The following is a 26,380-nucleotide window of genomic DNA, read 5'->3' on the forward strand; positions in this document are numbered from 1 at the left end:
GGGCGACATGCTGTACCTGCCGCCGGGAACCGGTTACCCGCAGCGGGTGCACGGGGCGTTTGTGGCCGACGAGGAAGTGCACAAGGTCGCCGAGTACCTCAAGAGTCTGGGCGAGCCCAATTATATTGAGGGCATACTCAATGGCGGCTTCGAGGCTGAGGCCGCCGGCGGAGGTGGTGCCCCGTGGGAAGGCGGTGGCAGCGACGATCCGGAAGCGGACGCGCTCTACGACGAGGCCGTGGCCTTCGTCATCAAGAGCCGCAAGGCGTCAATCTCGTCAGTACAGCGCCAGCTGCGCATCGGCTACAACCGCGCCGCGCGGCTGATCGAGCAGATGGAAAACGCGGGGCTCGTCAGCCCGATGGAAACCAATGGCAACCGCACGGTGCTGGTCCCGCCGTCCGAGTAGCGGATGCAACAGCTGGGAAACTCGACTTGAACCGGCCTGCCCATCCGTGCTATAAACTCGGTTTTTCCGGAAGTCAGGGAACTTCAATCATGGCACGAGTCTGCATCGTTACCGGCAAGCGTCCGGTAACCGGGAACAATGTTTCCCACGCCAACAACAAGACCAAGCGTCGCTTCCTCCCGAATCTGCAATCGCGCCGTTTCTGGGTTGAGAGCGAAAACCGTTGGGTACGCCTGCGCGTTTCCAACGCTGCCCTGCGCACCATCGACAAGAACGGCATCGATGTCGTCCTGGCCGATCTGCGCGCCCGTGGCGAACTGTAAGGAGTTGACCGATCATGCGTGAAAAGATCAAGCTCGAATCGTCCGCCGGTACTGGTCACTTCTACACCACGACCAAGAACAAGCGCACCATGCCTGAGAAGATGGAGATCAAGAAGTTCGATCCCGTCGCTCGCAAGCATGTGATGTACAAAGAAACCAAGCTCAAGTAAGCCGCTCCCTGGCTGCTGGGATTTGAACAAAAACCCTGCCTAGGCAGGGTTTTTGTTGTGCTGGAGAAACGAGCCCAGCCGTATCAGCCCAGCGACCACACCTCGCGCAATGCTTCGCGCAGCATGCCGATCAGCGGATCCATCTCGCGCTCGGCCGAGTAGATGAACTGCAACGGGGCCGAGATCACGATCTCGCCACCGCGCCATAAGGCGATCGAGCCGTCGGCGGCAAACCGCTGCGCCGTGCGCTCGGCCAGGATGGAGATACCGACACCGGACTTCAACATCTCGACCAGCGTCGCTTCCTCGTCGAACTCCCCCACCTTCTTGGGGGCGATATTGCGCTCGCGCCACAATTCCTGCGTGATGGACGACAAACTGGTGAATTGCGACAGCCCCAGCCACGGCGCCTGTCCCAGCGTCCGCCAATCCGCATCGCCATACTGATCGGCCCAGGCGGCGGGCATGGCCACGCAAAAACGCAATTCGGAGAGTGCCAGCGTGTTCACGTTCTGGTACGGATTGCGCCCCAAGTAGAAGCCGCCATCGAGCACCTTCTTGCGCACGTCATTCAGCACCACACCCGAGATCGCGTGCTGGGTCTGCACCGTGATCAAGGGGTAGCGATCTCGCAGCACCGCCAAGAGGGGGCCGAGCTTGAGCCGCGCCGGCACGCCTATGGTGCCGATGCGCAACTTGCCCTTGGGTTCGCCCGCCATCGCCCGTGAACGGTGCAGCATGTCCCGCGACAACGCCAGGATGCGCTCGGCGTCGGGCAGCAATAATTTACCCGCTTCGGTGAGCTGCACCCCGCCTGGGTAGCGCTCGAACAGCGCGATGCCGAGCTCTTCCTCCAGCGCCTTGATCTGGGCGGTAACGGCGGGCTGAGACAGATGCAGCAACTCGGCGGCCTGGGTCAGGTGTCCCTGCTGAGCCACCGCGACAAAAGTGCGGAGTTGGTAGATTTCCATATAAGGATTATCCCCAGTTTGGCGCAGGCTGTCTCATTTGGGGGCAGCGACGCGCTGGCGCGCCAAGCCAAGCGGACGGCGGGCTGACAAGAATTTTGCGGCGCACCATCAGGATTGCTGATCAGCAATATCAGAAATTGCGATTGGCAAGCATCTTGACCGGAATTCTAGATTGTCCCGACTGGCGCGGTCCCGACCGTGCCTCAACTGGAGACAAGCATGGACGAAACCCTGATTCGACGAATCCAGGACAACCCCAAGTTCACCGAGCTCGTGCGCAAGAAAACCAGCCTGGGCTGGCTGTTGTCCATCGTGATGCTGGCCATCTACTACGGCTTCATCCTCGTCATCGCCTTTTCGCCCACCACGCTCGGCACGCCGCTCTTTGCCGGCAGCGTCACGACCATCGGCATTCCGGCTGGCGTCGTCATCATTGTGTCGGCCTTCGTCATCACCGGCATTTATGTGCGCCGCGCCAACACCGAGTTCGACCAGCTCAACGCCGAACTGGTGAAAGAGGTGCACTCATGATCAGCCCCCTGCGTTCGCGCGGTGCCGCAGCGGCGGCACTGCTTTGCACAACGCTGCCCACCCTTGCCGCCGATGCCATCAGCGGTGCGGTGCAGCAGCGCAGCCTTAACTGGCACGCCATCGTGATGTTCTTCATCTTCGTGGCGTTCACGCTCGGCATCACCTGGTGGGCCTCCCGGCGCACCCGCTCGACCAAGGACTTCTACGCTGCAGGCGGCGGCATCAGCGGCTTCCAGAATGGCCTTGCCATCGCCGGGGACTACATGTCGGCGGCTTCCTTCCTCGGCATCTCGGCGCTGGTGATGACGAGCGGCTTTGACGGGTTGATCTACTCGATCGGCTTCCTGGTCGGCTGGCCCATCATCACCTTCCTCGTGGCCGAGCGGCTGCGCAACCTTGGCAAGTTCACCTTCGCCGACGTCGCCTCGTATCGCCTGGCGCAGACGCCGGTGCGCACCTTTGCCGCCGTCGGCACGCTGGTGGTAGTGGCGCTCTACCTGATCGCGCAGATGGTCGGCGCCGGCAAGCTGATCCAGCTGCTGTTCGGCATGAGCTACAGCTCGGCGGTGATCATGGTCGGCGTGCTGATGGTGCTGTACGTGACCTTCGGCGGCATGCTGGCCACGACCTGGGTACAGATCATCAAGGCCATCATGCTGCTGGCCGGCGCCACCTTCATGGCGGTGATGGTGCTGGCGGCGAGCGGCTTCAGCTTCGAAGCCATGTTCCAGACCGCCGTGGCGGGCCACCCCAAGGCGCTGGCCATCATGAGCCCGGGCGGCCTTGTCTCCAATCCGGTCGACGCCATCTCGCTGGGCGTGGGCCTGATGTTCGGTACCGCCGGCCTGCCGCACATCCTGATGCGTTTCTTCACGGTGAAGAACGCCAAGGAAGCGCGCAAGAGCGTGTTCGTTGCCACCGGCTTCATCGGCTACTTCTACATCCTGACCTTCATCATCGGTTTTGGCGCCATCATGCTGGTGCTGGGCAAGCCCGAGTTCACCGAGACCATCATGAAGGACGGCAACCCGGTACAGCAGTTGATTGGCGGCGCCAACATGGCGGCGGTGCACTTGGCGGGCGCCGTCGGTGGCGACTACTTCCTCGGCTTCATCTCGGCCGTGGCCTTCGCCACCATCCTCGCGGTGGTGTCGGGTCTGGCGCTGTCGGGCGCCTCGGCGGTGTCGCACGACCTTTACGCCAATGTGTTCGCCCGCGGCCATGCCGACGAAGCGCGCGAAATCCGCGTCTCCAAGATCGCCACCGTGGTGCTCGGCATCGTCGCCATCGTGCTCGGCATCGTGTTCGAGAACCAGAACGTGGCCTTTATGGTCGGCCTCGCGTTCGCCATCGCCGCTTCGGCCAACTTCCCGGTGCTGTTCCTTTCGATGTTCTGGAAAGGGTTGACCACGCGTGGCGCCGTCATCGGCGGCCTGGTTGGCCTTATCAGCGCCGTGGTGATGATCGTGCTCGGGCCCGCGGTGTGGGTGAAGACACTGGGGCACGCCGCGGCGATTTTCCCCTACGAGAACCCGGCCATCTTCTCGATGCCGCTCGCCTTCATCAGCATCTGGATCGTTTCCGTGCTCGATACGAGCGCACGGGGCGCCCGGGAAAAAGCGCTGTTCCTGCCACAGTTCATCCGCGCGATGACCGGCATCGGCGCGGAAGGTGCAGCCCAACACTGAGTACCTTGCAACGCGTACGCCCCAGGGCGCGGCCTCGGTCGCGTCCTGGGGCGCGTATCACATAGCCATCGGCACGTGATGGGGCAAACGTCGGCGCTCTGATGCCCAATGCTGACGCACCGCACCATCATGAAAGCTGATTTGGTGCATCAGAAAATGCGATTGGAATGAATAGGACTTGCTTCATAGAGTCAGTCACAGTCATCCGCCGCGGTGACGGAATCTCATAACACCACACCCGCAACAGCGGGAGCACTGGAGATGCCAATGGAAAAGCAACCCATCACCAAGGACGAGAAGCGCGTCATCTTCGCGTCCTCGCTGGGCACCGTGTTCGAATGGTATGACTTCTATCTGTACGGCTCGCTCGCCGTCATCATCGCCAAACACTTCTTCGCCGGCGTCAACGAGACGACGGCGTTTATTTTTGCGCTGCTTGCCTTTGCGGCGGGCTTCGCGGTGCGGCCGTTCGGCGCCATCGTGTTCGGCCGCCTGGGCGACATGATCGGTCGCAAGTACACCTTTCTGATCACCATCCTGATCATGGGCACGTCCACCGCCATCGTCGGTATCCTGCCCGGTTACGCGACCATAGGCGTTGCCGCGCCCGTCATCCTGATCGTGCTGCGGCTGCTGCAGGGCCTGGCGCTCGGCGGCGAATACGGCGGCGCGGCCACCTATGTGGCCGAACATGCACCGCACGGCAAGCGCGGGCTGTTCACCAGCTTTATCCAGACCACGGCGACACTGGGCCTGTTCCTGTCGCTGCTGGTGATCTGGGTCTGTCGCAACAGCTTCGGCCAGGAGGATTTCGAAGCCTGGGGCTGGCGCGTGCCTTTCCTCGTTTCCATCCTGCTCTTGATCGTGTCGGTCTATATCCGGCTGCAGCTGAATGAATCGCCGGTGTTCAAGAAGATGAAGGAGGAAGGCCGTCACTCCAAGGCACCGCTGACCGAAGCCTTCCTGCGCTGGCCCAACCTCAAGGTGGTGCTGCTGTCGCTGTTCGGCGGTACGGCCGGCCAGGCCGTGGTCTGGTACACCGGGCAGTTCTATGCCCTCTTCTTCCTGACCAAGACGCTGGGGGTGGAAGCCAACCGCGCCGACATCCTGATTGCCGTGTCGCTGGCGATTGCCACGCCGTTCTTCATCATCTTCGGCTCGCTGTCGGACCGGATCGGCCGCAAGCGCATCGTCCTCGCGGGCTGCCTGATCGCCGCAATCGCCTACTTCCCCATTTTCAAAGGCCTCACCCACTTCGCCAATCCGGCTCTGGAGCAGGCCGTCGCGGCCTCGCCCGTGGTCGTCACCGCCGACCCGACACGCTGCGCCTTCCAGTTCGATCCGATCGGCAAGGCTTCCTTCAAGCAATCGTGCGACCTTATCAAGTCGGCACTGGCGAAGAAGGGCATTCCGTACACCAACGCGGCAGCGCCGGCTGGCACGGTGGCATCGGTCACCGTTGGCAGCACGCGGATCGAGAGTTTCGAGGGCGAATCGCTCACCAAGGAGGAGTTCACCGCCAAGGCTGGCGAGTTCAACGGCGCGCTCGGCGCCGCGCTGAGCAGCGCCGGCTACCCGGCCAAGGCCGATCCGGCGCAGATGAACACGCCGATGGTGATCGTACTGCTGACCATCCTCGTGCTGTTCGTGACCATGGTGTACGGTCCGATCGCGGCTTGGCTGGTCGAGCTCTTCCCCACCCGCATCCGCTACTCGTCGATGTCGCTGCCCTATCACATCGGCAACGGCTGGTTCGGCGGATTCCTGCCGACGGTGGCCTTCGCCATGGTCGCGGCCACCGGCGACATCTACTACGGGCTGTGGTACCCCATCGTGGTGGCGCTGGCGACCTTCGTGATCGGCCTCTTTTGCGTGCCTGAGACCAAGGATCGCGATATCTACGCCAACGATTGAGTCATGCAACTTTGTACAGGGCGCTGCGGCGCCCTGTTTTTGCACCAAAAAAGTGCACCGCACATCAATAGAACTGATACGTCGGATCAGAAAACACGATTGGATTCGCATCGCTAAGGGTTTTACATTAGCGCCCAGTATCGCGTTACTGACACTTGTGGCAAGAAGGAGCAGCAATGAGCAGCATCGATTCCGTCCTCAAGGAAACCCGGCTTTTCCCGCCGAGCGACGATTTCCGCGTCAAGGCCAATGTTTCCGGCATGGAGGGCTACAACGCCCTGTGCGACAAGGCCAGCACCGATTACGAAGGCTTCTGGGCCGATCAGGCCCGTGAGCTGATCACCTGGAAGAAGCCGTTCTCCAAGGTCCTGAATCAGGACAACGCGCCCTACTTCAAGTGGTTCGAGGATGGCATCCTCAACGTGTCGTACAACAGTATCGACCGTCACCTCGAAGCGCGCGCCAACAAGGTCGCCATCATTTTCGAAGCGGATGATGGCTCGGTCACCAAGGTCACCTATCGCGACCTGCATCATCGCGTCTGCCAGTTCGCCAATGGCCTCAAGAGCCTGGGCGTCACCAAGGGCGACCGCGTGGTCATCTACATGCCGCATGGCATCGAAGCCGTGGTGGCCATGCAGGCCAGCGCCCGCATCGGCGCCATCCACTCGGTGGTGTTCGGCGGCTTCTCGGCCGGCGCGCTGCGTGATCGCATCGCCGATGCCGAAGCCAAGGTGGTCATCACCGCCAACGAATCGGTGCGTGGCGGCAAGGCCGTGCCGTTGAAGGCAACCACCGACGAGGCGCTGGGCCTCGGGGGTTGCGAATCGGTACAGAAGGTCGTCGTGTTCCAGCGCACCAGCGCCAAGCCGGAGCATTGGGCCGAAGAGCGCAACATCTGGTGGCACAACCTGGTCAAGGGTCAGGCGGACGAGTGCGAGCCGGAATGGGTCGACGCCGAGCATCCGCTATTCATCCTCTATACCTCCGGTTCGACCGGCAAGCCCAAGGGCATCCAGCACAGCACCGGCGGCTATCTGCTGGGCGCGCTCGTCAGCATGAAGTGGGTATTCGACTACAAGGAGTCGGATGTCTACTGGTGCACGGCCGATGTGGGCTGGGTCACCGGCCACAGCTATGTCACCTACGGCCCGCTCGCCATTGGCGCGACGCAAGTCGTGTTCGAAGGCGTGCCGACCTACCCGGACGCCGGCCGCTTCTGGTCGATGATCGAAAAGCACAGCGTCACCACCTTCTACACCGCGCCGACCGCCATCCGCTCGCTGATCAAGCTCGGCGGCGATCTGCCGAAGAAGCATGACCTCTCCAGCCTGCGCCTGTTGGGTACCGTCGGCGAGCCGATCAACCCCGAAGCCTGGATGTGGTACCACGAGACTGTCGGCGGCGGCCGCTGCCCCATCGTCGATACTTGGTGGCAGACCGAAACCGGCGCACACATGATCGCGCCGCTGCCGGGCGCCGTGGCGACCAAGCCGGGTTCGTGCACGCTGCCGCTGCCGGGCATCATCGCCGACATCGTCGACGAGGCCGGTGCCCCGGTCGAGCCGGGCAAGGGCGGTTTCCTCGTGGTGAAGAAGCCGTGGCCTTCCATGGTGCGCACCATCTGGAACGATGCCGAGCGCTTCAAGAAGACCTATTTCCCGGACGACTTCAACGGCAAGCTCTACCTCGCCGGCGATTCGGCCCACTTCGACGAGAACGGCTACATCTGGATCATGGGCCGCATCGACGATGTGCTGAACGTCTCCGGTCACCGCCTGGGCACGATGGAAATCGAATCGGCGCTCGTTGCCAACCCGCTGGTGGCCGAAGCCGCCGTGGTCGGCAAGCCACACGAGATCAAGGGCGAAGCGGTCGTTGCCTTCGTCGTGCTCAAGGGTGCCCGCCCCGAAGGCGAGGAAGGCAAGAAGATCGCCAAGGAATTGCGCGAGTGGGTGGCCCACGAGATCGGCAAGATCGCCCAGCCGGACGAGATCCGCTTCGGCGACAACCTGCCCAAGACCCGCTCGGGCAAGATCATGCGCCGCCTGTTGCGCGTGATCGCCAAGGGCGAGGAGATCACCCAGGACGTCTCGACGCTGGAAAACCCGGCCATCCTGGAGCAACTGCGCCATAGCGCACTGTGATCCGGGCGTAGCCCGCGCTCTCAGCAACCAGTCACGGCAGTAACCTTAGGCCCACCTCACGGTGGGCCTTTTTTTTGCGCGCACGCCAATCGCGCCCCTTCCCACTGGCCACCACGCCATGGACAATCGGCCATCCCCTCAACCGGTTCCCGCCATGGCCCATGACCAGCACCTGATCGAAACCCGAGTCGAGAGCGAGCGCGTCTTCGACGGTGCCCTGCTGCATATCAACCGCGATACCGTGCGCCTGCCCGACGGCAGCTCGGCCACGCGTGAATACGTGGTCCATCCTGGCGCGGTGATGGTGATCCCGGTGCTCGACGACGGGCGACTGTTGATGGAGCGCCAATTCCGCTATCCGCTCGATCGCGTCTTCGTGGAATTTCCGGCCGGCAAGCTCGATCCGGATGAAACTCCGCTGGCCTGCGGCCAGCGCGAGCTGTTGGAGGAAACCGGCTACACCGCGCGCGAATGGGAATACCTGGGCGTACTGCACCCCATCATCAGCTACACCACCGAGGAGATTCATCTCTTTATTGCGCGCGGGCTCACCGCCGGCGTAGCCCAACTCGATGAAGGCGAATTCGTGGAGACCGTCGCGATGAGCCGGGAAGAGCTGGCCGACGGCGTTCTCAGCGGCCACCATACCGACGCCAAGACCATCGCCGGCCTGTTCTGGCTGCAACACAAGCAGCCCGGTCCGCGTTGAACCCAGACCAGATGCAAAACGGGCGCCCATGGCGCCCGTTTTTTTCTTCTGCGACTTGCCCTACCCGTCTATTGCAGCACGCGTTCGCGCACGATCTTCCAGCGATCGCCTTCCAGCAACAGCAGCAATTGTTTTTGCACCCGATCGTTGTAGCCATCGGCGGTGTAGACCTGCGCGAACTGCACCTCGGCGGCACGCGTCGATTGCCTGAGCACCTGCACCCCTTCCAGCTTCACCGAGATAGAGCCCGGCCGACCCAGGCGCTCTTCGCGCTGCGCCTGCCAGGCCGCGCGATCCAGGCCGTTCTCCGGCTTGAATTCGCCGCCGTAATAACCGAGGTAGGCCGCGACATCCTTGCTGGCCCAGGCGCGTGACCAGCCCTCGATCGCCTGCAGGACCGGTTGCGACGACACCGGTTTGGCTGCGGCGGGTGCGGGCTTCACCGCTTCCGGCGCGAGCGCCGTCGGCAACGGCGCCGCATACTGCGCCGAGCTGTCGGGCAGATTGAGGCTGCAACCGATCTGCTCGTCGTTGAGTTCGCTGCCGGAGAGCTCGTTCGGATCGATGTTGGCGTCGAGCGGCGCCAGCTTCAGCGTGGGCAGCAACAGGTGCGCCTGCGCCAGCACGCGCGCCACCGCGACCTCGCGATCGACATGGGCGTTGGCGAGCGAACGGGCGGCATCGAACAACTCGTTTTCGGTGTCGAGCACGTCGAGCAGTGTGCGCTGGCCGATATCGAACTGCTGGCGGTAGGCATCGCGCGCCTTGCGCGTGGAGAGTTCGTGCTGCGCCAGGTAAGTGAGCTGGCGATTGAGCCGCTGCACGTCGTTCCAGGCGATGGTCGTGCTCTGGCGGATATCGCGGCAAGCCTTGTCCCGCACTTCGAACGACGCGTTCAGTTGCTCCAGCGATTGCCGTTCGCGCGCGCGGTCGGCGCCGCCGTTGAACAGGTTGTAGTTGAGCATCAGCATTACCCGACTGTCGTGGTAGTCGCCGTCGATGCCGTCCTGGTTGCGCTCGTAACCTTGGCTCGCCTGCAGTTCCAGCGTCGGCCAGTAGCCGGACTTGCTCACGCCCACGCCGGCGCGCGCCGAACGGATAGCCGCAATCGAGGCCTTGAAGGCGGGGTTCTGCCGGATGGCCAGCCCCAGCAGTTCGGACTGCGATGGCAACGCGGCCTCCAGCGACTCGGGACGGGTCAATTCGCCCGCTTCTTCGCCGACCAGTCGCGCATACCGCGCCGACACGTCGTAGAGATTGGCCTGCTCGGTCATCAGGTTGGATTCGGCCAATGCCAGGCGGCCAGACGCCTGCTCCAGATCGACGCGGCGCCCCACCCCGGCAGTCGTGCGCTCCTCGATCAGCTTGTAGATGTCCTGGTGGGTATTGAGATTGCGTTGCGCCAGTTCCACCTGCTCGCGATAGCGCAGCACGTCGTAGTACGCTGCAATGGCCTGGACCGCGTAATCATCGGTGGCCGCCAGCAGTTCGAAGTAAGATACCTGCTTGTCGTAGCCCAGACGCCGGGCCTGATCGCGCGTGGCAAACCCGTCGAACAGCATCTGACGCAGTTCCAGCGAGGCGCTCGGGTTGTAATAGCCATCCTTGCTGCTACCCTCATCATGTTGCCAAGCGCGGCCGGCACCGGCCTGCAGATCGACGCGAGGCAGATACCCCGCCTTGGCGATCTGTTGCGCCTCAGTACTGGCGCGGAACTGGTACCAGCGCGTCTTGACATCCGGATTACGCAGGATGGTTTTCTCGACCGCATCGTTGAGGCTGGCAGCAGGTGCGGCAGCCGCGACGACGGTGAGCGAGAGGGCGAGGGTGAGAGGGCGGAGCATCGGTACCCCTTAACGATTTTATGTATGCTGACAATATAAACAATTATTTAGGCGCAATCTTACCAGAGAAGCTCTGCCAAACCTGGCCCACCATCGGGAAAACCAGGGGCTTTACCAGCCGGTCATATGGCATCCATCAAGAATAGCGAGTCAGCATAGAGCTTACCCAGGTGCAAACCAGCCCTGTTTACCGCCACGCTCCTTTCCACACATTCAGCATAATCCTTACGATTACGCTCTCGCTGGGGCTCGCCGTTGCTGCGGTCAATGTTTCGCGCATGCAGGCCTTCCTCAACGAACAGACGGGCAACAAGCCCTTGCCCTTGTTCGCCGAATGGCGGCGCCTGGTCGCGGAACTACGCAATGCCAGCGGCGACGAGATCCGACTGCAACGCGTCAACGAGCTTTTCAATCGCCGTATCGCTTTTCTAGACGACATTACGCTCTGGGGTGAAGCCGATTACTGGGCTACGCCACTGGAAACATTCGCCAAGGCCAGCGGGGACTGCGAAGATTTCACCATCGCCAAGTACTTCACGCTGGTCGAGAGCGGCGTCGATCCGGCCCGCCTGCGGCTCACCTACGTCAAGGCGCGCATCGGCGGCGCGCAGAGCAAGATCACGCAAGCCCACATGGTGCTGACCTACTATGCCACGCCACAGGCGGAGCCGCTGGTACTCGACAACCTGATCGGCGAAATCAGGCCAGCGTCGCGCCGGCCCGATCTGCTACCCGTCTTCAGTTTCAATCGCGACGGTGTCTACGTCGGCGGCGCCGCTCCGGCGCCGGTCGAGCGACTATCGCGGTGGACCAACCTGATCTTGCGCATGCAGGCGCAAGGCTACGACCCTTGAGGATTGCATATGTCTTTGCTCCGGCAACTCTGGCTGCTGGTCATCACCGCCACCGTGGTCGCCTTCCTCGGCAGTGCCGTCGTCAATCTCTACACGGCGCGCAACTACCTGGAACAGCAGCTTTACGCGCAAAGCACCGATAGCGCGGCGAGTCTCGCGCTATCGATGACCCAGCAGCCCAAGGATGCAGCCACCATCGAGCTGATGGTGTCCGCACTGTTCGATAGCGGCCACTTCGCGCTGGTGCGCTACAGCAACGTCGACGGCGAGGTGATCTCCGAGCGCGCCAATTCGGGCGAGGCAGGCCAGGTGCCGCAATGGTTCATCGAGCTGTTCCCCATCGAGGTCGCGACCGGGCAGGCCGAGGTGAGTGATGGCTGGCAGCAGGCCGGGCGGGTCACCGTGATCGCGCACTCGCGCTTTGCCCAGCAGGCGCTGTGGGACGGTGCCTTCAAGCTGCTGTTGTTGATTGGCGGCGCCGGCCTGTTGTCCGGGCTGGTGATGCACCGGCTGTTTCTGTGGGTGAAACGCCCCATCGTGCAGATGGTGGGCCAGGCCGAGGCAATCAGCGAGCGCCGTTTCGTCACCATCCCGGTGCCGCGGGTGACCGAGCTGCGCGCCGTGGTGCAGGCGATGAACACCATGGTCGAGCGGGTCAAGACCATGTTCGCCGAGCAGGCGGCGCGCATCGATGCACTGCGCAGCGAAGCGAATCGCGATGCGCTCACCCAGCTGCCCAACCGCAACTTCTTCATGGGACGCCTCGCCCAGGCGCTGGGCGACGAGGAGTCCGCGCCCGACGGCGCGCTGCTGTTGCTGCGGCTGCACGATCTGATCGGCCTCAACCGCCGGCTCGGCCGCGAGCGTGCCGACCAGTTCCTGCAATCGGTGGCCGGCAAGCTGGGCGTGGCGCTGAGCGCGCAGCCCGATGCTTTGCTGGCACGGCTCAATGGCGCCGATTTCGCGGTCCTGCTGCCGGGCGAGCAGGCCGAGCTCGCCGAAGACCTGGCACAGCGCATGCAGGCCGGGCTCGCCGAGTTGCGCCGCGCGGAACTGGCCGACCAGCCTGATCTTGCAGCCATCGGCATCGCCCCCTACCGCGCGAGCGAAGCCATCGGCACCGTGCTTGCCCGTTGCGATGAAGCGCTGGCCCAGGCCGAAGGCAGCCGCAACGGCATCCAGCTTGCACAACGCGACGCGACCCCGCCGGTACGCTCCGGCCAGGAGTGGCAGGCGGAAATCCGCCGCGCGCTCGATAAAGGCGCATTCCGCCTCGCCGCTTACCCCGTGCTGCGGCAGGACGGCACCCTGTGGCATCGCGAGATGATGTTGCGGCTGCAACAGGCCGATGGCCAGCTGCTGACCGCGGGAACCTTCATGCCCATGGCCAGCCGGCTGGGCTTGACCAGCGTGCTGGATCTGGAAACGGTACGCCTGGCGTGTGCGGAGCTGGAACGCAGTCAGGACGATGTCGCGGTGAACCTGTCCGCCGTTTCGATTGCCGATGCCCAGTTCGTCGACAAACTGCTGGCGCTGCTGCGCGGCCACAAGGCACAGACGAGTCGCCTGTGGCTGGAAGTGAACGAATTCGGCTTTCGCGACGAGATGATGGCGCTGGCCGAATTCGCCCGGCGGGTGCGGCCCTTGGGCTGCAAGGTCGGGATCGAACATTTCGGCCGCCATTTCGGCAGCATTCCTCAGCTCTACGAGTTGCAGCTCGATTACCTCAAGCTCGACAGCAGCTTCGTCCAGGGCATCGAGATGCATACCGGCAACCAGCAATTGATCAAGGCCATCGTCGGCGTTGCACAGGGCAATGGCCTGATGAGCATCGCCGAGGGGGTACAGACCGACGCCGAATGGGACATGCTCGCCAAACTGGGCGTGCAGGGCATGACCGGGCCGGTCACCTCCCGTCGCGAACCGCGTTGATCGCGGCTCCCGTGATGAAAAACGGCGCTCCGTGGAGCGCCGTTTCAGTTTGCTGCTGCCTTCAATCGGTGATCAGCTTGCCCTTGGTCAGCAAATCCTGGATCACCGACGCATCGTTGCTGCCGGTGGCGCCGAGGTCGACGCCGTGCAACACGATGGTCTGATCCTCGGCCGAACCGCCCTTGTAGCCGCTGGAGAAGTCCCCGTCGTGACTGATGTGCACGATGGTGCTCTTGCTCCCAGCCGAGTTGTCCACGGTTTCGAAGTGCAGGTAGTCGCTGAGGTTGCCGACATTGGTCCCGGTATGCGATTCGCCCTGCAGCAGATCACGCAGATCCAGCTTGTCGTTGTTGCCGCTGGCGGTACTGGTGCTGAAGTCGAGGATCACATCGGTCGCACCCAACGCGGTCTTCACTGACGAGGCCAGATAGAGCCCATTGCTGTTGGCCACTCCCGGCGTGCCCGACTGGTCACCCAGCGTCCACTTGAACACGTCGTCCCCGGCGTCGCCACGCAGCAGATCGCTGCCGGAACCACCCACGATCAGGTCGTGGCCCGCACCGCCGCGCAACGCATCGATGCCATCGCCGCCGTATAGCTTGTCGTCGCCAGCGCCGCCGTAGAGCGCATCGGTGCCGCCCTGGCCATACACCACATCGTCGCCGCTGCCGGCGTTGGCCAGGTCGGCAACCGGCTGTGTCTGGTTGACGACACTTTGCACCAGCTTGTCGCTGCTATTGAGCAGGCTGCTCTCGGCCGCGGTCATGAACGTGTTGCGCGAGCCGGTGAACAGCTCGGCCTGCGTGGTCGTCAACACCGAATTGTCGTTGCTCTGCGTTTCGCCCATGAAGATGATGTCGTTGCCGGCACCGGCTTCGACGTGATCGTTGCTGCCGCCGGTGAAGATGACCTGATCCTTGCCCGTAGTGGTCACGGCACGCAGATCGTACCCACCGCCTGGTTGGCCATTGCCCGGGTTGTAGGCGGCGCTCGCCACGTCGATGGTGTTACCCGCGCCCGCTTCGGCACCGGCGACGTAATAGGTGCCAACCCCGTCGTGCCCGGTGATCACGTTCGGATTGTCGGTCACCGAGATCGCAATGGCGCCGTTGATGCTGGTCGTGCCATCGCTGACGGTGTAGCTGAGGTTGCCCACATTGGTGGTCGTGGTGAGGGTGGTCGGGCTGAGGTAGACCAGGTTCTGCAGCTGGCTGGCCGAGATCACCTGGCCGTTCTGCAGCACCGTGCCGCCCTCGGTCATCACCGTGCCCTGCACTGGCAGACCGGTGATGGTGACGGTCAGCCTGTCGCCGTCGGCATCGGTCGGCGCAGCGATCGCCAGTGCGGTCGGCACGCCTTCCTTGGCGACGATGCTGTGGCTGTCGACCACCGGCGCGTCATTGACCGGGCTGACATTGAGCGTGACCGTCGCGGTGCTCGATTGGCCATTGCCATCGATCAGCGTGTAGCTGAACGTGGTCGCCCCGCTGTAATTGGGCGGCGGCGCGTAGGTCATGGTGCCATCGGCGTTGAGCGTGACGCTGCCATTGGCCGGCTGGGTGAAACCACCGATGCGGGCCCCATCGCGCAGCGTGTCGTTGGACAGCGGGTTGAAGGTGAGGCTCTGGTCTTCCGGCGTGGTGTAGCTGTCGGCCGCGGCCGTCGGCGAGCCGGTATCGGTGACCAGCGTCTTGGCAAGGCCCATTGCCATCACGTTCAGCGTGAGCGTGCCGCTGGTGCTGTCGCTGCTGGCATTGGCACCTTCGGTCGCGATCGACGACACGCCGATATTGAGCGTGCCGCTGGTATAGCTGCTCGGCAGCACCAGCTTAGCGGAGGCGAGCTCGGCCGCCGAGATGGTGATGCCACCACTGCTGATCGGATAACCCGTGCCATTGCCGGACGTGATGATCACGGCGCCGGTGGGCAGGCCGGTGAAGCGATAGGTCAGGCTTTCCGAACCGTCGGTATCGACCCGTTGGCCGCTCACGTAGTTGGCGAGCGCCACTTCGGTCTTGCCGCCGCTGGCATTGCCCGCAACAAGCCCTGAGCTCGATTCGATCTTGATGTCGTCGATCATCGCGCCGCGGCCGGAAGTATCGAAGCTCGTCGCGTCGGTGATGATGCGGATGGTGTGGGCATTGCCATCACCGGTGAAGCTGTACTTCAGTTCTTCCCAGTTCAGGCCGCCTTGCGGGCTGGTGCTCGAGTAGGTTGCCACCTTCACGCCATCGACCACGATGGCGATCTGCGTATAGGCGCTGCTATAGCCGGAACGGCCAGCGTAATCGAACGACAGCGTATACACCTGCCCCACCGCGGTGCTCATGCTGCGCTCGATGCCGAGGGTCTGCGGCAGGCTGCTGGACGATGCATTGTTCAGTTCCAGCCAGTTGCCGTTGCTACCCGGCGCGCCGACACCGGTGATCAGGTTGCCGGCCTGGTTGGTGATCTGGTCACCGCTCGACCAGACCTCGAACCGATTGACGCCACCGGCGAACGAATCGGGCGTGGTCACCAGCGTCCAGCCTTCCAGCGTGGCGGCATTCACGCCCTCGGACGAGTTATCGCTATTGGCAACCGATTCCCAGCTGGTGCTGAGCACGGTCTGGACGCCCGGTGCATTGAGCGTCAGCGTTGGCTTGTCAGCCACCGGCGCGATATCCACCGTCATGGTGGCGGTGCTGCTGACGGCGCCACCATCGCTGATCTGGTAGGTGAACTTGGCGTAATCGGTCTTCTGATCGCCAGTGCCGACCGTGCTGTAGGCGTTGCTGCCCGATTCGTGCAGATCCGGCACGAAGCGCAGCTTGCCGGCGTCGATATCGCCCTTGCTGATCAGCTGGTTGGCCGTTACGCCCACCCAGCCGTTGCCGTTGTTGTACTGCAGCGTGCCGTCGACCGGCAGGCCGATCATCTTCACCGACAGGCTGCTGGCCGCGGTATCGATGTCGCTGGCATTGAACTGACTCCAGTTCAGCACCAGCGGCGTGTCTTCGGTGCCGGTCACCGCACCACCCGTGGTGGTCGGCGCATCGTTTACCGCATTGACCGTCAGCGTGCCCGTTGCATTGCTGGTTGATACCAAGCCGTTGTTGTCGGTGGCGCTGTACTGGAAGGTATTGCTGCCGTTCCAGTCCGCATTCGGCTTGAAGTAGATCGTCGCGCCATTGCTGGTCGCGTTGATCACGCTGGCGAGCGTCAGCGGGTTGGTCGCTGCGGCATCGCTGTAGAACGTGCCATTGGCCGGCAGGCCGGTGAGCTTGAAGCTTGCCACCGTGCCGTCGACGTCGGTGCCACGCAGGTTGACTGCAATCACCGTGTCTTCGTTGCCGCTCGCGGTGAGCACTTGCGGGGCCGGGGCATCGTTCACCGAGAGCACCGTCAGCGTGCCGGTCGCGTTGCTGGTCGACACCAAGCCGTTGTTATCGGTGGCGCTGTACTGGAAGGTGTTCGTACCATTCCAGTCCGCATTCGGCTTGAAGTAGATCGTCGCGCCATTGCCGGTGGCGTTGATCACGCTGGCGAGCGTCAGCGGGTTGGTGGCTGCGGCATCGCTGTAGAACGTGCCGTTCGCCGGCAGGCCGGTGAGCTTGAAGCTTGCCACCGTGCCATCGACGTCGGAGCCACGTAGGTTGACCGCAATCACCATGTCTTCGTTGCCGCTCGCGGTGAGCGCTTGCGGGACCGGGGCGTCGTTCACCGCGTTCACGGTAATGGTGCCGCTGGCATTGCCGGTCGACACCAGGCCGTTGTTGTCGGTGGCGCTGTACTGGAAAGTGTTCGTACCGTTCCAGTCCGCGTTCGGCTTGAAGTAGATCGTCGCGCCATTGCCGGTGGCGTTGATCACGCTGGCGAGCGTCAGCGGGTTGGTCGCTGCAGCATCGCTGTAGAAGGTGCCATTGGCCGGCAGGCCGGTGAGCTTGAAGCTCGCTACGCTGCCGTCGACATCGGTACCGGTCAGGTTGACTGCGATCACCGTGTCTTCATTGCCGCTGGCTGTCACCGCTTGCGGCACTGGCGCATCATTCACTGAGGTCACGTTCAGGTTGACCGTGGCCGTGCTGGTGCCACCGTGCCCGTCGGAAATCGTGTAGGTGAACGAAGCCGGGCCGTAGTAGTTGCTCGCCGGCGTGAACACCACATTGCCGTTCACCAGCGCCACCGAGCCATGGGTGGCGCCCTGCACCGAGACAATGCTCAGGGTATCGCCGTCGACGTCGCTATCATTGCTGAGCAACTTCGCCGCGGTAATGGTGAGCGCATTGTCCTCGGTCGTGACGAACGCCGGCTGTTCCTGCGCCAGTGTGTAGCTGCCCAGCGACTGGTAACTGGCGCCACCATTGCTGCTGAGCTCCGGCTTGAACACCGCCTGCCCCCCCTGATCCCAGTACAGGATCTCGACGGTATGCGCGCCACCTTCGGCGATCGTGAAGGCAGCGTGCACGGTGCCGGTCGGCGACTGGTTGAGATTGACCTGCGCCACCACCACGCCATCGATCAGGATGGTGTAGCCATCGTCGGCCGTGACCTTGAAGTTGTAGGTCCCGGCGGCGAGCTGCACGGTGCCGGCCATGCGGATGATGGCGTCGCTGCTGTTTTCCGGATCGACGTTGAGCGTAGTCGCGTCGGTACCCAGGAAGTTTTGCAGGTTGCCATTGCCGCCCAGATCACCATTGCCCAGCGTGTAGTTGAGGCCCTTGGCGACGAAGGTCGCATCGGCCGTGTTGGCCGCAATGAAATTGCGCACCATGGTCAACGATGTCAGGTTCGCGCCGTCCGTGCCCTCGTGATAGGCGTAGTACTGCGCTGATAGCCCGCTCAAGCTGCCCGGATCGTTCACGGCAACCGGCGCATCATTCACCGCATTGACCGTCAGCGTACCAGTGGCATTGCCGGTCGATACCAGGCCGTTGTTATCGGTGGCGCTGTACTGGAAGGTGTTCGTACCATTCCAGTCCGCATTCGGCTTGAAGTAGATCGTCGCGCCGTTGCTGCTGGCGGTGATCACGCTGGACAGCGTCAACGGGTTGGTTGCGGCCGCATCGCTGTAGAACGTGCCGTTGGCCGGCAGCCCGGAGAGCTTGAAGCTCGCCACGGTGCCGTCGACATCGGTACCGGTCAGGTTGACCGCGATCACCGTGTCTTCATTGCCACTAGCCGTCACAGCTTGTGGTACCGGTGCATCGTTCACCGCCGTCACGGAGAGTGTCAGCGTGCTGGTCGCGGTGGTACTGCCGTCCGAGACGGTATACGTCGCTACCGGCACCGTGCCGTTGTAGTTGGCAGCCGGCACGAAGCTGTAGCTGCCGTTGCTGTTGATGGTCAGGCTGCCGACACCGGCGAGGGTGGCGGTCTGGCCGGCGTTGAAGCTGCCGGTGACGCCCGCGACCGAGAACTGGGTGACCGTGAGCGGGTTGCCGTCGACATCACTGTCGTTGGCCAGCAGGCCATTGGCGGCGGTGACCGTCAGCGGGGTGTCCTCAGCAGTGGTGTTGCTGTCCGGCGCGGCAATCGGCGCATCGTTCACCGCCGTCACCGTGATGTTCAGCGTGCTGCTCGAACCGGTGCTGGTGGTGTAGTCGACCTGCGGCACGTTGCCGTTCCAGTTCGCCACTGGGGTAAAGATGTAGTCGCCATTACTGTCCAGGGAGAAGCTGCCCACGCCGACCAGGGTGGCGGTCTGGCCAGCCGTGAAGCTGCCGGTGATACCGGCCACGGTGAAGCTGGCGACGGTCAGCACGTTGTCGACATCGCTGTCGTTGCTCAGCACATTGCCGCTGGCAACGTTGTCCTCCGCGACGGTCTTGGTATCCGCAACCAGCGCCGATGGATCGTCCACCGCCGTCACATTGATCGTCAGCGTGTTGGTCGCCGAGCTGGAGCCGTCGGTAGCGGTATACGTCACTTGCGGCACGGTGCCGTTGTAGTCGGTCGCCGGCGTGAAGCTGTAGCTGCCGTTGCTGTTCATCACCAGGGTACCGACGCCAGCCAGCGTGGCGGTGGCGCTGCCCCCGGCGGCGATGGTGTAGGTGGTGCCCGAGACCACGAACTGCGACACCGACAGCGGGCCATCTGCATCGCTGTCGTTGCTCAGTACGTTGCCGGTGCGGGGACCAGAGTCCTCGGTCACCGTCAGCGTGTCTGGGGCGGTCACGGTCGGGTCGGCCACGGCGGTGACGTTCAACGTCAACGTGCTGGTCGCGGTGGTGGTGCCGTCCGAGACGGTATAGGTCGCCACCGGTACCGGGCCGTTATAGTTGGCGGCCGGCACGAAGCTGTAGCTGCCGTTGCCGTTGATGGTCAGGCTGCCGACACCGGCAATGGTGGCGGTCTGGCCAGCCGTGAAGGTGCCCGCTACGTTGGCAACCGAGAACTGGGTGATCGTCAGCGGGTTGCCGTCGACATCGCTGTCGTTGGCCAGCAGGCCATTGGCGGCGGTCACCGTCAGCGGGGTGTCCTCAGCGGTGGTGTTGCTGTCCGGCGCGGCGATCGGGGCGTCGTTCACCGGGGTGATGCCGACGTTGACCGTGACGGTATCGGTGCCGCCCTTGCCGTCGCTCACCGTGACGGTGAAGATGTCGCTGCCGTTGTAGTTGGCGTTCGGCGTGTAGCTCCAGCTACCGTCCGGATTGACTGTAACGGTGCCGTTGACCGGATCGCTGCCCTTGCTGAAGCTCAGCGCATCGCCGTCAAAGTCGGTGGCGGTCAGCTGGCCGTTCACGGGGGTGTCTTCGTTGGTGGTGACGGCAAGGTCGTTGCCCAGCGGGCCGCCGTTGCTGTCGGGCAGCACCGGCGCGTCGTTCACCGGGGTGATGCCGACGTTGACCGGGAGGGTATCGGTGCCGCCCATGCCGTCGCTCACCGTGACGGTAAAGCTGTCGCTGCCGGTGTAGTTGGCGGTCGGCGTGTAGCTCCAGCTACCGTCCGGATTGACTGTACCGGTGCCGTTGACCGGATCGCTGCCCTTGCTGAAGCTCCGCGCATCGCCGTCAAAGTCGGTGGCGGTCAGCTGGCCGTTCACGGGGGTGTCTTCGTTGGTGGTGACGGCAAGGTCGTTGCCCAGCGGGTTGCCGTTGCTGTCGGTCAGCACCGGCGCGTCGTTCACCGGGGTGATGCCGACGGTGACCGTGAGGGTATCGGTGCCGCCCATGCCGTCGCGCACCGTGACGGTGAAGCTGTCGCTGCCGGTGGAGTTGGCGTTCGGCGTGTAGCTCCAGCTCCCATCCGGATTGACAGTAACGGTGCCGTTGTCCGGATCGCAGCCCTTGCTGAAGCTCAGCGCATCGCCGTCGACGTCGGTGGCGGGCAGCTGGCCGGGGACGGGGGTGTCGTCGTTGGTGGTGACGGCAAGGTCGTTGCCCAGCGGGTTGCCGTTGCTGTCGGTCAGCACCGGCGCGTCGTTCACCGGGGTGATGCCGACGTTGACCGTGAGGGTATCGGTGCCGCCCATGCCGTCGCTCACCGTGACGGTGAAGCTGTCGCTGCCGTTGTAGTTGGCGTTCGGCGTGTAGCTCCAGCTACCCTCCCGGTTGACAGTAACGGTGCCGTTGTCCGGATCGCAGCCCTTGCTGAAGCTCAGCGCATCGCCGTCGACGTCGGTGGCGGTCAGCTGTCCGGTGACGGGGGTGTCTTCGAAGGTGGTGACGGCAAGGTCGTTGCCCCGCGGGTAGCCGTTGCTGGCGGTCAGCACCGGCGCGTCGGTCCCCGGGGTGATGCCGACGTTGACCGTGACGGTATCGGTGCCGCCCATGCCGTCGCTCACCGTGACGGTGAAGCTGTCGCTGCCGTTGTAGTTGGCGTTCGGCGTGTAGCTCCAGCTGCCATCCGGGTTGACCGTGACGGTGCCGTTGGCCGGATCGCTGCCCTTGCTGAAGCTCAGCGCATCGCCGTCGACGTCGCTGGCGGTCAGCTGTCCCGTGATCGGCGCATCTTCCACCGTGGTCACCAAAGCGTCGTTGCCGATAGGCGCCGAATTGCCCGGAACAGGCGTCGGGGTGGGGATCGGTGTGGGCGTTGCGATCGGGGCCGGCGTCGGTGCACCGGTGTCCGCTCCGTTGCTGGTAGTCGCGTCAGCGATGGTGTCGGTGCCCGCTGCCGCGCCTTGCCGCTCGAGTTCCGCTAATGGATCCGCCGCAACCGGTTCGAAATTGAAGGTGGACCCATCCAGCGATTCGGCGATGCGCATCAGGCGGACAAAGGAGTGGCCACTCTCCTGCCCGGCCCCGGCGTTGAGACCAGCCGCGGCCGGATCCAGTTCGGTCGATAGATCGCCGCCTTGCGCCAACAACTGTTCGACCTTGGCCGTTTCCGCGTTCACTTCTGCCAGCGCGGCGTCGAGCGCATCGGCCGGCGCCGAACCCAGCAACGCCGCGTCGATCAGCACGCTGCGGTCCGAACCCACGGTCAGCTGCTCGCCATTGGGTAGCTGCAGCACCACGCTGCCATCGGGCGCCGTGACCAGCACCTGCTGCTCGACGATTTGGTCACCCGGCTTGAGCGCGGTGAGCTTGCCGCTGGCGTCGCGCACATAGGCGGCGCCCAGAATGCGAACGATGGAGGCGTGATCGTAGGGGGTGGCCATGGCGGGATCCGAATTCCAATAAGGGATGAATCACAGCCTAGCCATCGTCAGCAAACAAACCTATTGTACCGAAGTACAGTGCCCCACTCCGGCACACACTTACATGCAAACACCCCCGATCAACCCACCCCCTTGATCAGCAGCGCCAACTGCAGCCGGTCGTGCACACCGAGCTTGGCGAACGCTGCGCCAAGGTGCGCTTTAACCGTGCGCTCGGTGATGTTGAGCTCGCGCGCGATCTGCTTGTTGGCTAAGCCCTGAGCCGCCCGTTCGGCCACATCCGCCTCCCTGGGTGACAATTTTTCCCGCCACGCGCCTCCGACATCTTTGACAGCAAAATGCAAGGTTCCCAGCAGTCGCGCCATGACGTCGGGGCCGATCCAGATTCCACCGGCGCGCACGGTTGCGACGATCTGCCGCCAATCGGCCACCGGCGCAAAGGCATGGGCATAGCCGCGAAACCCTGCGGCCAACGCGGCCACGTTCTCATCGGGCCTGGGCGCACTGCTGGCGGCGATGATGCGCAACGATGCATTCCACGCCAACCAGCGCGGATCCGACAAGGCAGGTAGGCGCGCGCAATCCAGATCGCAAAGCACCAGCGATTGGGCGGGCAGGCTATCAAGCAGCGGCGCCGGATCCATGGTGATGCGTGGCAACGCCTCGCTCAGAGGCTGCCAGTGTGCCAACAAGGCAATATCGTGGGAAAGCAGCGTGATCGTCATCGCTCGGTCAGCGCATTGGCTTTGGCCCGCAGCACGGGCTTCAACAAATAGGAAAGGATGGTCTTCTTGCCAGTGAGGATATCGACCTCGGCGACCATGCCCGGAATGATGCGCTGTGCCGCGTGCCCCAGATAGCTGGTCTTGGTACGCACCTTCACCACGTAAAAGGCATTGCCCTTGTCGTCGGTGATGGTGTCGGCTGAGATCTGTTCCAGCGTGGCTTCCAGCCCACCGTAGGTAGCGAAATCGTAGGCGGTGAACTTGACCAGTGCCGGCTGCCCGGGGCGCAGAAAGGCGATATCGCGCGGCTGGATACGCGCTTCCAGCAGCAGCGCATCGTCGGCCGGAACGATCTCGATCACGTCCTTGCCCGGCTGGACCACGCCGCCCTCGGTATTCACCAGCAGCCGCTGCACCGTGCCCTTGACCGGCGAGCGCACGTCCGATTGCTTGACGCGATCGGCCAACGCCACTTTGCCTTCGGTCAGGCTGGCGAGCTTGCCCAGCGTTTCGGAAAGTTCGCTGCTGGCCTGGTTGCGAAATATCAGTTCCACCTCCTGCAGCTTGCGGCCGGCCTCGGCGATCGACGACTGGATGCGCGGGAGCTGCGCTGCCGAGGTATCGCGCTCACCGCGGTAGCGGGCCAGATCGCGCTCCAGCCGCAGCACCTCCACATCGGAGACCGCACCGCTCTTGAGCAGCGGCTTGGTGGCCTCGAGCTCCTGGCGCGTCAGATCGTAGCTCTGCGCCGCCTGATCGCGCTTGGCGCGTACCTCGTTCATTTCCTGGCTGCGTTGCGCCAGTTGCTGCCGCGCCACGCCCACCGAGGCATCGAGCTCCGCCACGCGCGATTGATAGAGCAAGCGCTCCTGCTCGACCAGATCGGGCGCCTGCTGCGTCACCTCGTCGGGCACGGTGAATTCCTTGCCCGATGCCAGCGCCTCCAGCCGCGACGCCTTGGCCTTGAGCGACAGGTATTGCGCCTGGTTCTCCTTCAGCGACGAGACAAAGCGCGTCGGATCGATCTTCAGCAACAACTGGCCCTTGGCCACCTGCTGACCTTCGCGCACCAGGATTTCCTGCACCATGCCGCCATCGAGGCTCTGCACGATCTGGATCTGCCGCGACGGGATCACCTTGCCCTCGCCGCGCGTCACCTCGTCCACTTTCGCCAGCGCAGCCCACAACAGCAGCGCCAGCAGCGCCGCGGCAGCCAGCCAGACCAGCACGCGCGAGCCGCGCGGGTTCTGGTCGATGATGGCCCAGTCGGCATCGGCGATGAAATCGGAATCGGCAGCGGCCACGTCGCGCCGCTCGTTGGCGAACAGATAACGATCGAACCAGGCCGAACTGACCTGCAATATTTGATCCAGCCCACGACGCCAGAGATTGATCAGCTTGGCCATCATCCGCGCCCCACCTTGCCCTGTTGCAATGCCTCGACCACCAGCGCCTTGGGCCCGTCCGCCACGATGGTGCCACGATCGAGCACGATCAGCCGGTCCACCAGATCGAGCAGCGAGGTGCGGTGCGTGACCAGCAGCACCGTCTTGCGCGCGATCAGCGCACGCAACTGCGATTTGAGGCGCTCTTCGGATTGGTGGTCCATCGAGCTCGTTGGCTCGTCGAGCAACAATATGGGCGGATCGTTGAGCAGTGCGCGCGCGATCACTACCGTCTGGCGCTGGCCGCCAGACAACGATTCGCCACGCTCGCCCACCGGCATATCGAAGCCGCGTGGATGCGCATGGGCAAACTCGCTGACCCCGGCCACCGCGGCGGCAGCCAGAATCATGGCGTCATCGGCGAACGGCGCGCCCAGCGCGATGTTCTCGCGCAGCGTGCCATAGAACAGCAGCGGATCCTGCGGCACGTAGCCAATCGCATGCCGCAGCTCGGCCGGATAGATCTGGCGGGTATCGATGCCGTCGACCAGCACCGAGCCCGAGCTCGGGTGGTATAGCCCCAGTAGCAGTTTTTCGATGGTGGTCTTGCCCGAGCCGATTCGGCCGATGATGCCGACGCGCTCGCCCGCCTGGATACGGAACGACACATTTCGCAGCACCTGCTGGCCATCCTGGTAGCCGAATCCGACTTCGCGAAACTCGATCTCGCCCTTGAACTGCTTGCGATGCAGGAAATTGGCTTCGTTCGGCAATTCGATCGGCAGCGTCATCTGCGATTCGAGCCCGGCGAGCGAGGTGCGCGCGTTCTGGTATTGCATCATCACGCCCGCCACCTGCCCCAGCGGCGCCAGCGCGCGGCCGGACAGCATGGACGCGGCGATGATCGCGCCCATCGAAATCTGCGCATCGATCAGCAGGTAGACACCAACGATGACGGTGACCACGTTGACCAGTTGCTGGATGAAGCTGGCGAAGTTCACCGTGGTGGTCGACAAGAGCTTGAGCCGCCCGCCGATCTGCGCGATGAACAAGGTGGCACGTTCCCAGCGCCGCTGGAAATGGCTCTCGGCGCAGGTCGCCTTGATGGTCTCGATACCGACGAGGCTCTCCACCAGCACCGCATTGCGCTGCGAAGAAGCGCGCTGCGTCAGTTCGACCATCTCGTGCATCTTGCTCTGCGCAAGAAAGGTAAAACCAATGATCAGCAGCATGCCCAGCAGTGGCGGCAGCAAAAACCACGGCGACAGCCAAACCAGCACCAGCAGGAACACCAGCACGAAGGGCAGATCGATCAGCGTGGTCACCGAGGCGGAGGCGATGAAATCGCGCACCGATTCGAACGCACGCAGGTTGGCAGAGAACGCCCCGACCGACGCCGGCCGGTATTCCATCCGGATGCCGAGCACCCGCTCCATGATCAGCGCGGACAACTTCACATCGATGCGCTTGGATGCCACGTCGACGATATAGCCGCGCACCGTGCGCAACACGAAATCGAAAACCAGGATCAACAAGGCGCCCAGCGCCAGCACCCACAAGGTTTCGGTGGCATGGTTGGGCACGACGCGGTCGTACACATTCATCGAAAACAGCGGCATGGCCAGCGCGAACAGGTTGACCAGAAACGCGGCAAGCAGCGTGTCGCGATAAAGCCGCCAGTTCTCGAACACCACACCCCAGAACCAGTGCCGCTCGCGGATTTTTCCGAGCTCCGGCGCACGCGCCTCGAAGCGGAAACGCGGTCGCACGAAGATGGCGATACCGCTGTAACGCTTCTGCAGCTCGCGCCGGCTCATGTCCTCTCCGGCCTCACCGCTCTCGGGGAAACGCACGCGTAGCCGATCGCCCGGCAGGTGCTCCAGCAACACGCACGCCTCGCGGTTGTCGAGCAGCAGGATCATCGGCATCAACTGGTCCGGCAGCTCGGCCAGCCCTCGCCTTACCACGCGGGCACTGAAGCCGGCACGTGAGGCGGCGCGTGCGAGCAGCGAAGGCGTGATGCGCTGATCCACCAGTGGCAAGCCGGCGGACAGCGCCTCGCGGGTCGAGGGTGAGCCATGGATGCGCGTGATCTCGACCAAACAATCGAGCAGCGGATCAAAGTGGCTGTGATGCCCCTGCACCTGCCAATCGGTGTGCTGAGCTTGTTCGGCTTCCTTCATCGGCAAGCACC

Annotated in this window: 16 protein-coding genes; 10 read left to right on the forward strand and 6 right to left on the reverse strand. The window is 63.7% G+C overall.

Annotation, left to right across the window (positions count from 1 at the left end):
- The 3 genes from NLI84_RS10380 to rpmG form a co-directional block, all read left to right on the forward strand.
- On the forward strand, positions 1-409 hold a 409-nt coding region (locus tag NLI84_RS10380; protein ID WP_284699898.1), incomplete at its 5' end, for a DNA translocase FtsK.
- A gap of 89 nt (positions 410-498) precedes the next feature.
- Positions 499-732, forward strand: coding sequence for a 50S ribosomal protein L28 (rpmB, locus tag NLI84_RS10385; protein WP_255990022.1), 234 nt, complete (start codon positions 499-501; stop codon positions 730-732).
- A 14-nt stretch (positions 733-746) separates the two neighbouring features.
- Entirely contained in the window at positions 747-902 is a 156-nt protein-coding gene (gene rpmG / locus NLI84_RS10390; RefSeq protein ID WP_013441158.1) for a 50S ribosomal protein L33, read from the forward strand.
- Between the two features lie 83 nt (positions 903-985).
- Here the strand turns inward: rpmG and NLI84_RS10395 are convergent, their stop codons facing one another.
- Positions 986-1,873, reverse strand: coding sequence for a LysR family transcriptional regulator (locus NLI84_RS10395; RefSeq protein WP_255990023.1), 888 nt, complete (start codon positions 1,871-1,873; stop codon positions 986-988).
- A gap of 219 nt (positions 1,874-2,092) precedes the next feature.
- On the opposite strand from NLI84_RS10395, the gene NLI84_RS10400 reads away from it, so the two are divergent.
- From NLI84_RS10400 to NLI84_RS10420, 5 genes are all read left to right on the forward strand, one after another.
- Entirely contained in the window at positions 2,093-2,404 is a 312-nt protein-coding gene (locus NLI84_RS10400; RefSeq protein ID WP_255990024.1) for a DUF485 domain-containing protein, read from the forward strand.
- Positions 2,401-4,092 (forward strand): cation acetate symporter, encoded by a 1,692-nt coding sequence (locus NLI84_RS10405; protein WP_255990025.1) that lies wholly within the window; start codon positions 2,401-2,403, stop codon positions 4,090-4,092. The genes NLI84_RS10400 and NLI84_RS10405 overlap by 4 nt, the downstream gene beginning before the upstream one ends.
- A gap of 267 nt (positions 4,093-4,359) precedes the next feature.
- Complete coding sequence (locus NLI84_RS10410; protein WP_255990026.1) at positions 4,360-6,006, forward strand: MFS transporter; 1,647 nt, start codon at positions 4,360-4,362, stop codon at positions 6,004-6,006.
- Between the two features lie 176 nt (positions 6,007-6,182).
- Complete coding sequence (gene acs / locus NLI84_RS10415) at positions 6,183-8,153, forward strand: acetate--CoA ligase (protein ID WP_255990027.1); 1,971 nt, start codon at positions 6,183-6,185, stop codon at positions 8,151-8,153.
- Between the two features lie 154 nt (positions 8,154-8,307).
- Entirely contained in the window at positions 8,308-8,862 is a 555-nt protein-coding gene (locus NLI84_RS10420) for an NUDIX domain-containing protein (protein WP_255990028.1), read from the forward strand.
- Between the two features lie 68 nt (positions 8,863-8,930).
- Here NLI84_RS10420 and NLI84_RS10425 read toward each other — a convergent pair whose 3' ends face one another.
- On the reverse strand, positions 8,931-10,706 hold the full coding sequence (locus NLI84_RS10425) for a TolC family outer membrane protein (protein WP_255990029.1): 1,776 nt from the start codon (positions 10,704-10,706) through the stop codon (positions 8,931-8,933).
- Between the two features lie 278 nt (positions 10,707-10,984).
- Between NLI84_RS10425 and NLI84_RS10430 the strand changes: the two genes are divergently transcribed.
- Both NLI84_RS10430 and NLI84_RS10435 read left to right on the forward strand, forming a co-directional pair.
- Positions 10,985-11,560 carry a transglutaminase-like cysteine peptidase gene (locus tag NLI84_RS10430; protein ID WP_255990030.1) on the forward strand — a complete coding sequence of 192 codons (576 nt, stop codon included), beginning with the start codon at positions 10,985-10,987 and terminating at the stop codon, positions 11,558-11,560.
- Between the two features lie 9 nt (positions 11,561-11,569).
- Positions 11,570-13,492, forward strand: a complete 1,923-nt coding sequence (locus tag NLI84_RS10435) for an EAL domain-containing protein (protein WP_255990031.1) — start codon at positions 11,570-11,572, stop codon at positions 13,490-13,492.
- A gap of 61 nt (positions 13,493-13,553) precedes the next feature.
- On the opposite strand, the gene NLI84_RS10440 is transcribed toward NLI84_RS10435, so the two are convergent.
- From NLI84_RS10440 to NLI84_RS10455, 4 genes are all read right to left on the reverse strand, one after another.
- Positions 13,554-22,076, reverse strand: a complete 8,523-nt coding sequence (locus NLI84_RS10440) for a retention module-containing protein (RefSeq protein ID WP_255990032.1) — start codon at positions 22,074-22,076, stop codon at positions 13,554-13,556.
- Between the two features lie 119 nt (positions 22,077-22,195).
- Positions 22,196-22,801, reverse strand: a complete 606-nt coding sequence (locus NLI84_RS10445) for a response regulator transcription factor (protein ID WP_255990033.1) — start codon at positions 22,799-22,801, stop codon at positions 22,196-22,198.
- On the reverse strand, positions 22,798-24,210 hold the full coding sequence (locus NLI84_RS10450) for an HlyD family type I secretion periplasmic adaptor subunit (RefSeq protein ID WP_255990034.1): 1,413 nt from the start codon (positions 24,208-24,210) through the stop codon (positions 22,798-22,800). The genes NLI84_RS10445 and NLI84_RS10450 overlap by 4 nt, the downstream gene beginning before the upstream one ends.
- On the reverse strand, positions 24,207-26,369 hold the full coding sequence (locus NLI84_RS10455; protein WP_255990035.1) for a type I secretion system permease/ATPase: 2,163 nt from the start codon (positions 26,367-26,369) through the stop codon (positions 24,207-24,209). Before NLI84_RS10455 ends, NLI84_RS10450 begins: the two co-directional genes overlap by 4 nt.
- Between the last annotated feature and the right edge of the window lie 11 nt (positions 26,370-26,380).

The sequence above is a fragment of the Chitinolyticbacter albus genome (genome assembly GCF_024437655.1).
In the GTDB taxonomy this organism is placed as follows: domain Bacteria; phylum Pseudomonadota; class Gammaproteobacteria; order Burkholderiales; family Chitinibacteraceae; genus Chitinolyticbacter; species Chitinolyticbacter albus.

Bases quoted from the DNA above. Each gene is read 5' to 3' on its own strand.
- NLI84_RS10410 (WP_255990026.1), top strand. From the start codon at position 4,360: ATGGAAAAGCAACCCATCACCAAGGACGAGAAGCGCGTCATCTTCGCG.
- NLI84_RS10450 (WP_255990034.1), bottom strand. From the start codon at position 24,210: ATGATGGCCAAGCTGATCAATCTCTGGCGTCGTGGGCTGGATCAAATA.
- NLI84_RS10425 (WP_255990029.1), bottom strand. From the start codon at position 10,706: ATGCTCCGCCCTCTCACCCTCGCCCTCTCGCTCACCGTCGTCGCGGCT.
- NLI84_RS10440 (WP_255990032.1), bottom strand. From the start codon at position 22,076: ATGGCCACCCCCTACGATCACGCCTCCATCGTTCGCATTCTGGGCGCC.
- NLI84_RS10430 (WP_255990030.1), top strand. From the start codon at position 10,985: ATGCAGGCCTTCCTCAACGAACAGACGGGCAACAAGCCCTTGCCCTTG.
- rpmB (WP_255990022.1), top strand. From the start codon at position 499: ATGGCACGAGTCTGCATCGTTACCGGCAAGCGTCCGGTAACCGGGAAC.
- NLI84_RS10400 (WP_255990024.1), top strand. From the start codon at position 2,093: ATGGACGAAACCCTGATTCGACGAATCCAGGACAACCCCAAGTTCACC.
- NLI84_RS10405 (WP_255990025.1), top strand. From the start codon at position 2,401: ATGATCAGCCCCCTGCGTTCGCGCGGTGCCGCAGCGGCGGCACTGCTT.
- rpmG (WP_013441158.1), top strand. From the start codon at position 747: ATGCGTGAAAAGATCAAGCTCGAATCGTCCGCCGGTACTGGTCACTTC.
- NLI84_RS10435 (WP_255990031.1), top strand. From the start codon at position 11,570: ATGTCTTTGCTCCGGCAACTCTGGCTGCTGGTCATCACCGCCACCGTG.
- NLI84_RS10445 (WP_255990033.1), bottom strand. From the start codon at position 22,801: ATGACGATCACGCTGCTTTCCCACGATATTGCCTTGTTGGCACACTGG.
- NLI84_RS10455 (WP_255990035.1), bottom strand. From the start codon at position 26,369: ATGAAGGAAGCCGAACAAGCTCAGCACACCGATTGGCAGGTGCAGGGG.
- NLI84_RS10420 (WP_255990028.1), top strand. From the start codon at position 8,308: ATGGCCCATGACCAGCACCTGATCGAAACCCGAGTCGAGAGCGAGCGC.
- NLI84_RS10395 (WP_255990023.1), bottom strand. From the start codon at position 1,873: ATGGAAATCTACCAACTCCGCACTTTTGTCGCGGTGGCTCAGCAGGGA.
- acs (WP_255990027.1), top strand. From the start codon at position 6,183: ATGAGCAGCATCGATTCCGTCCTCAAGGAAACCCGGCTTTTCCCGCCG.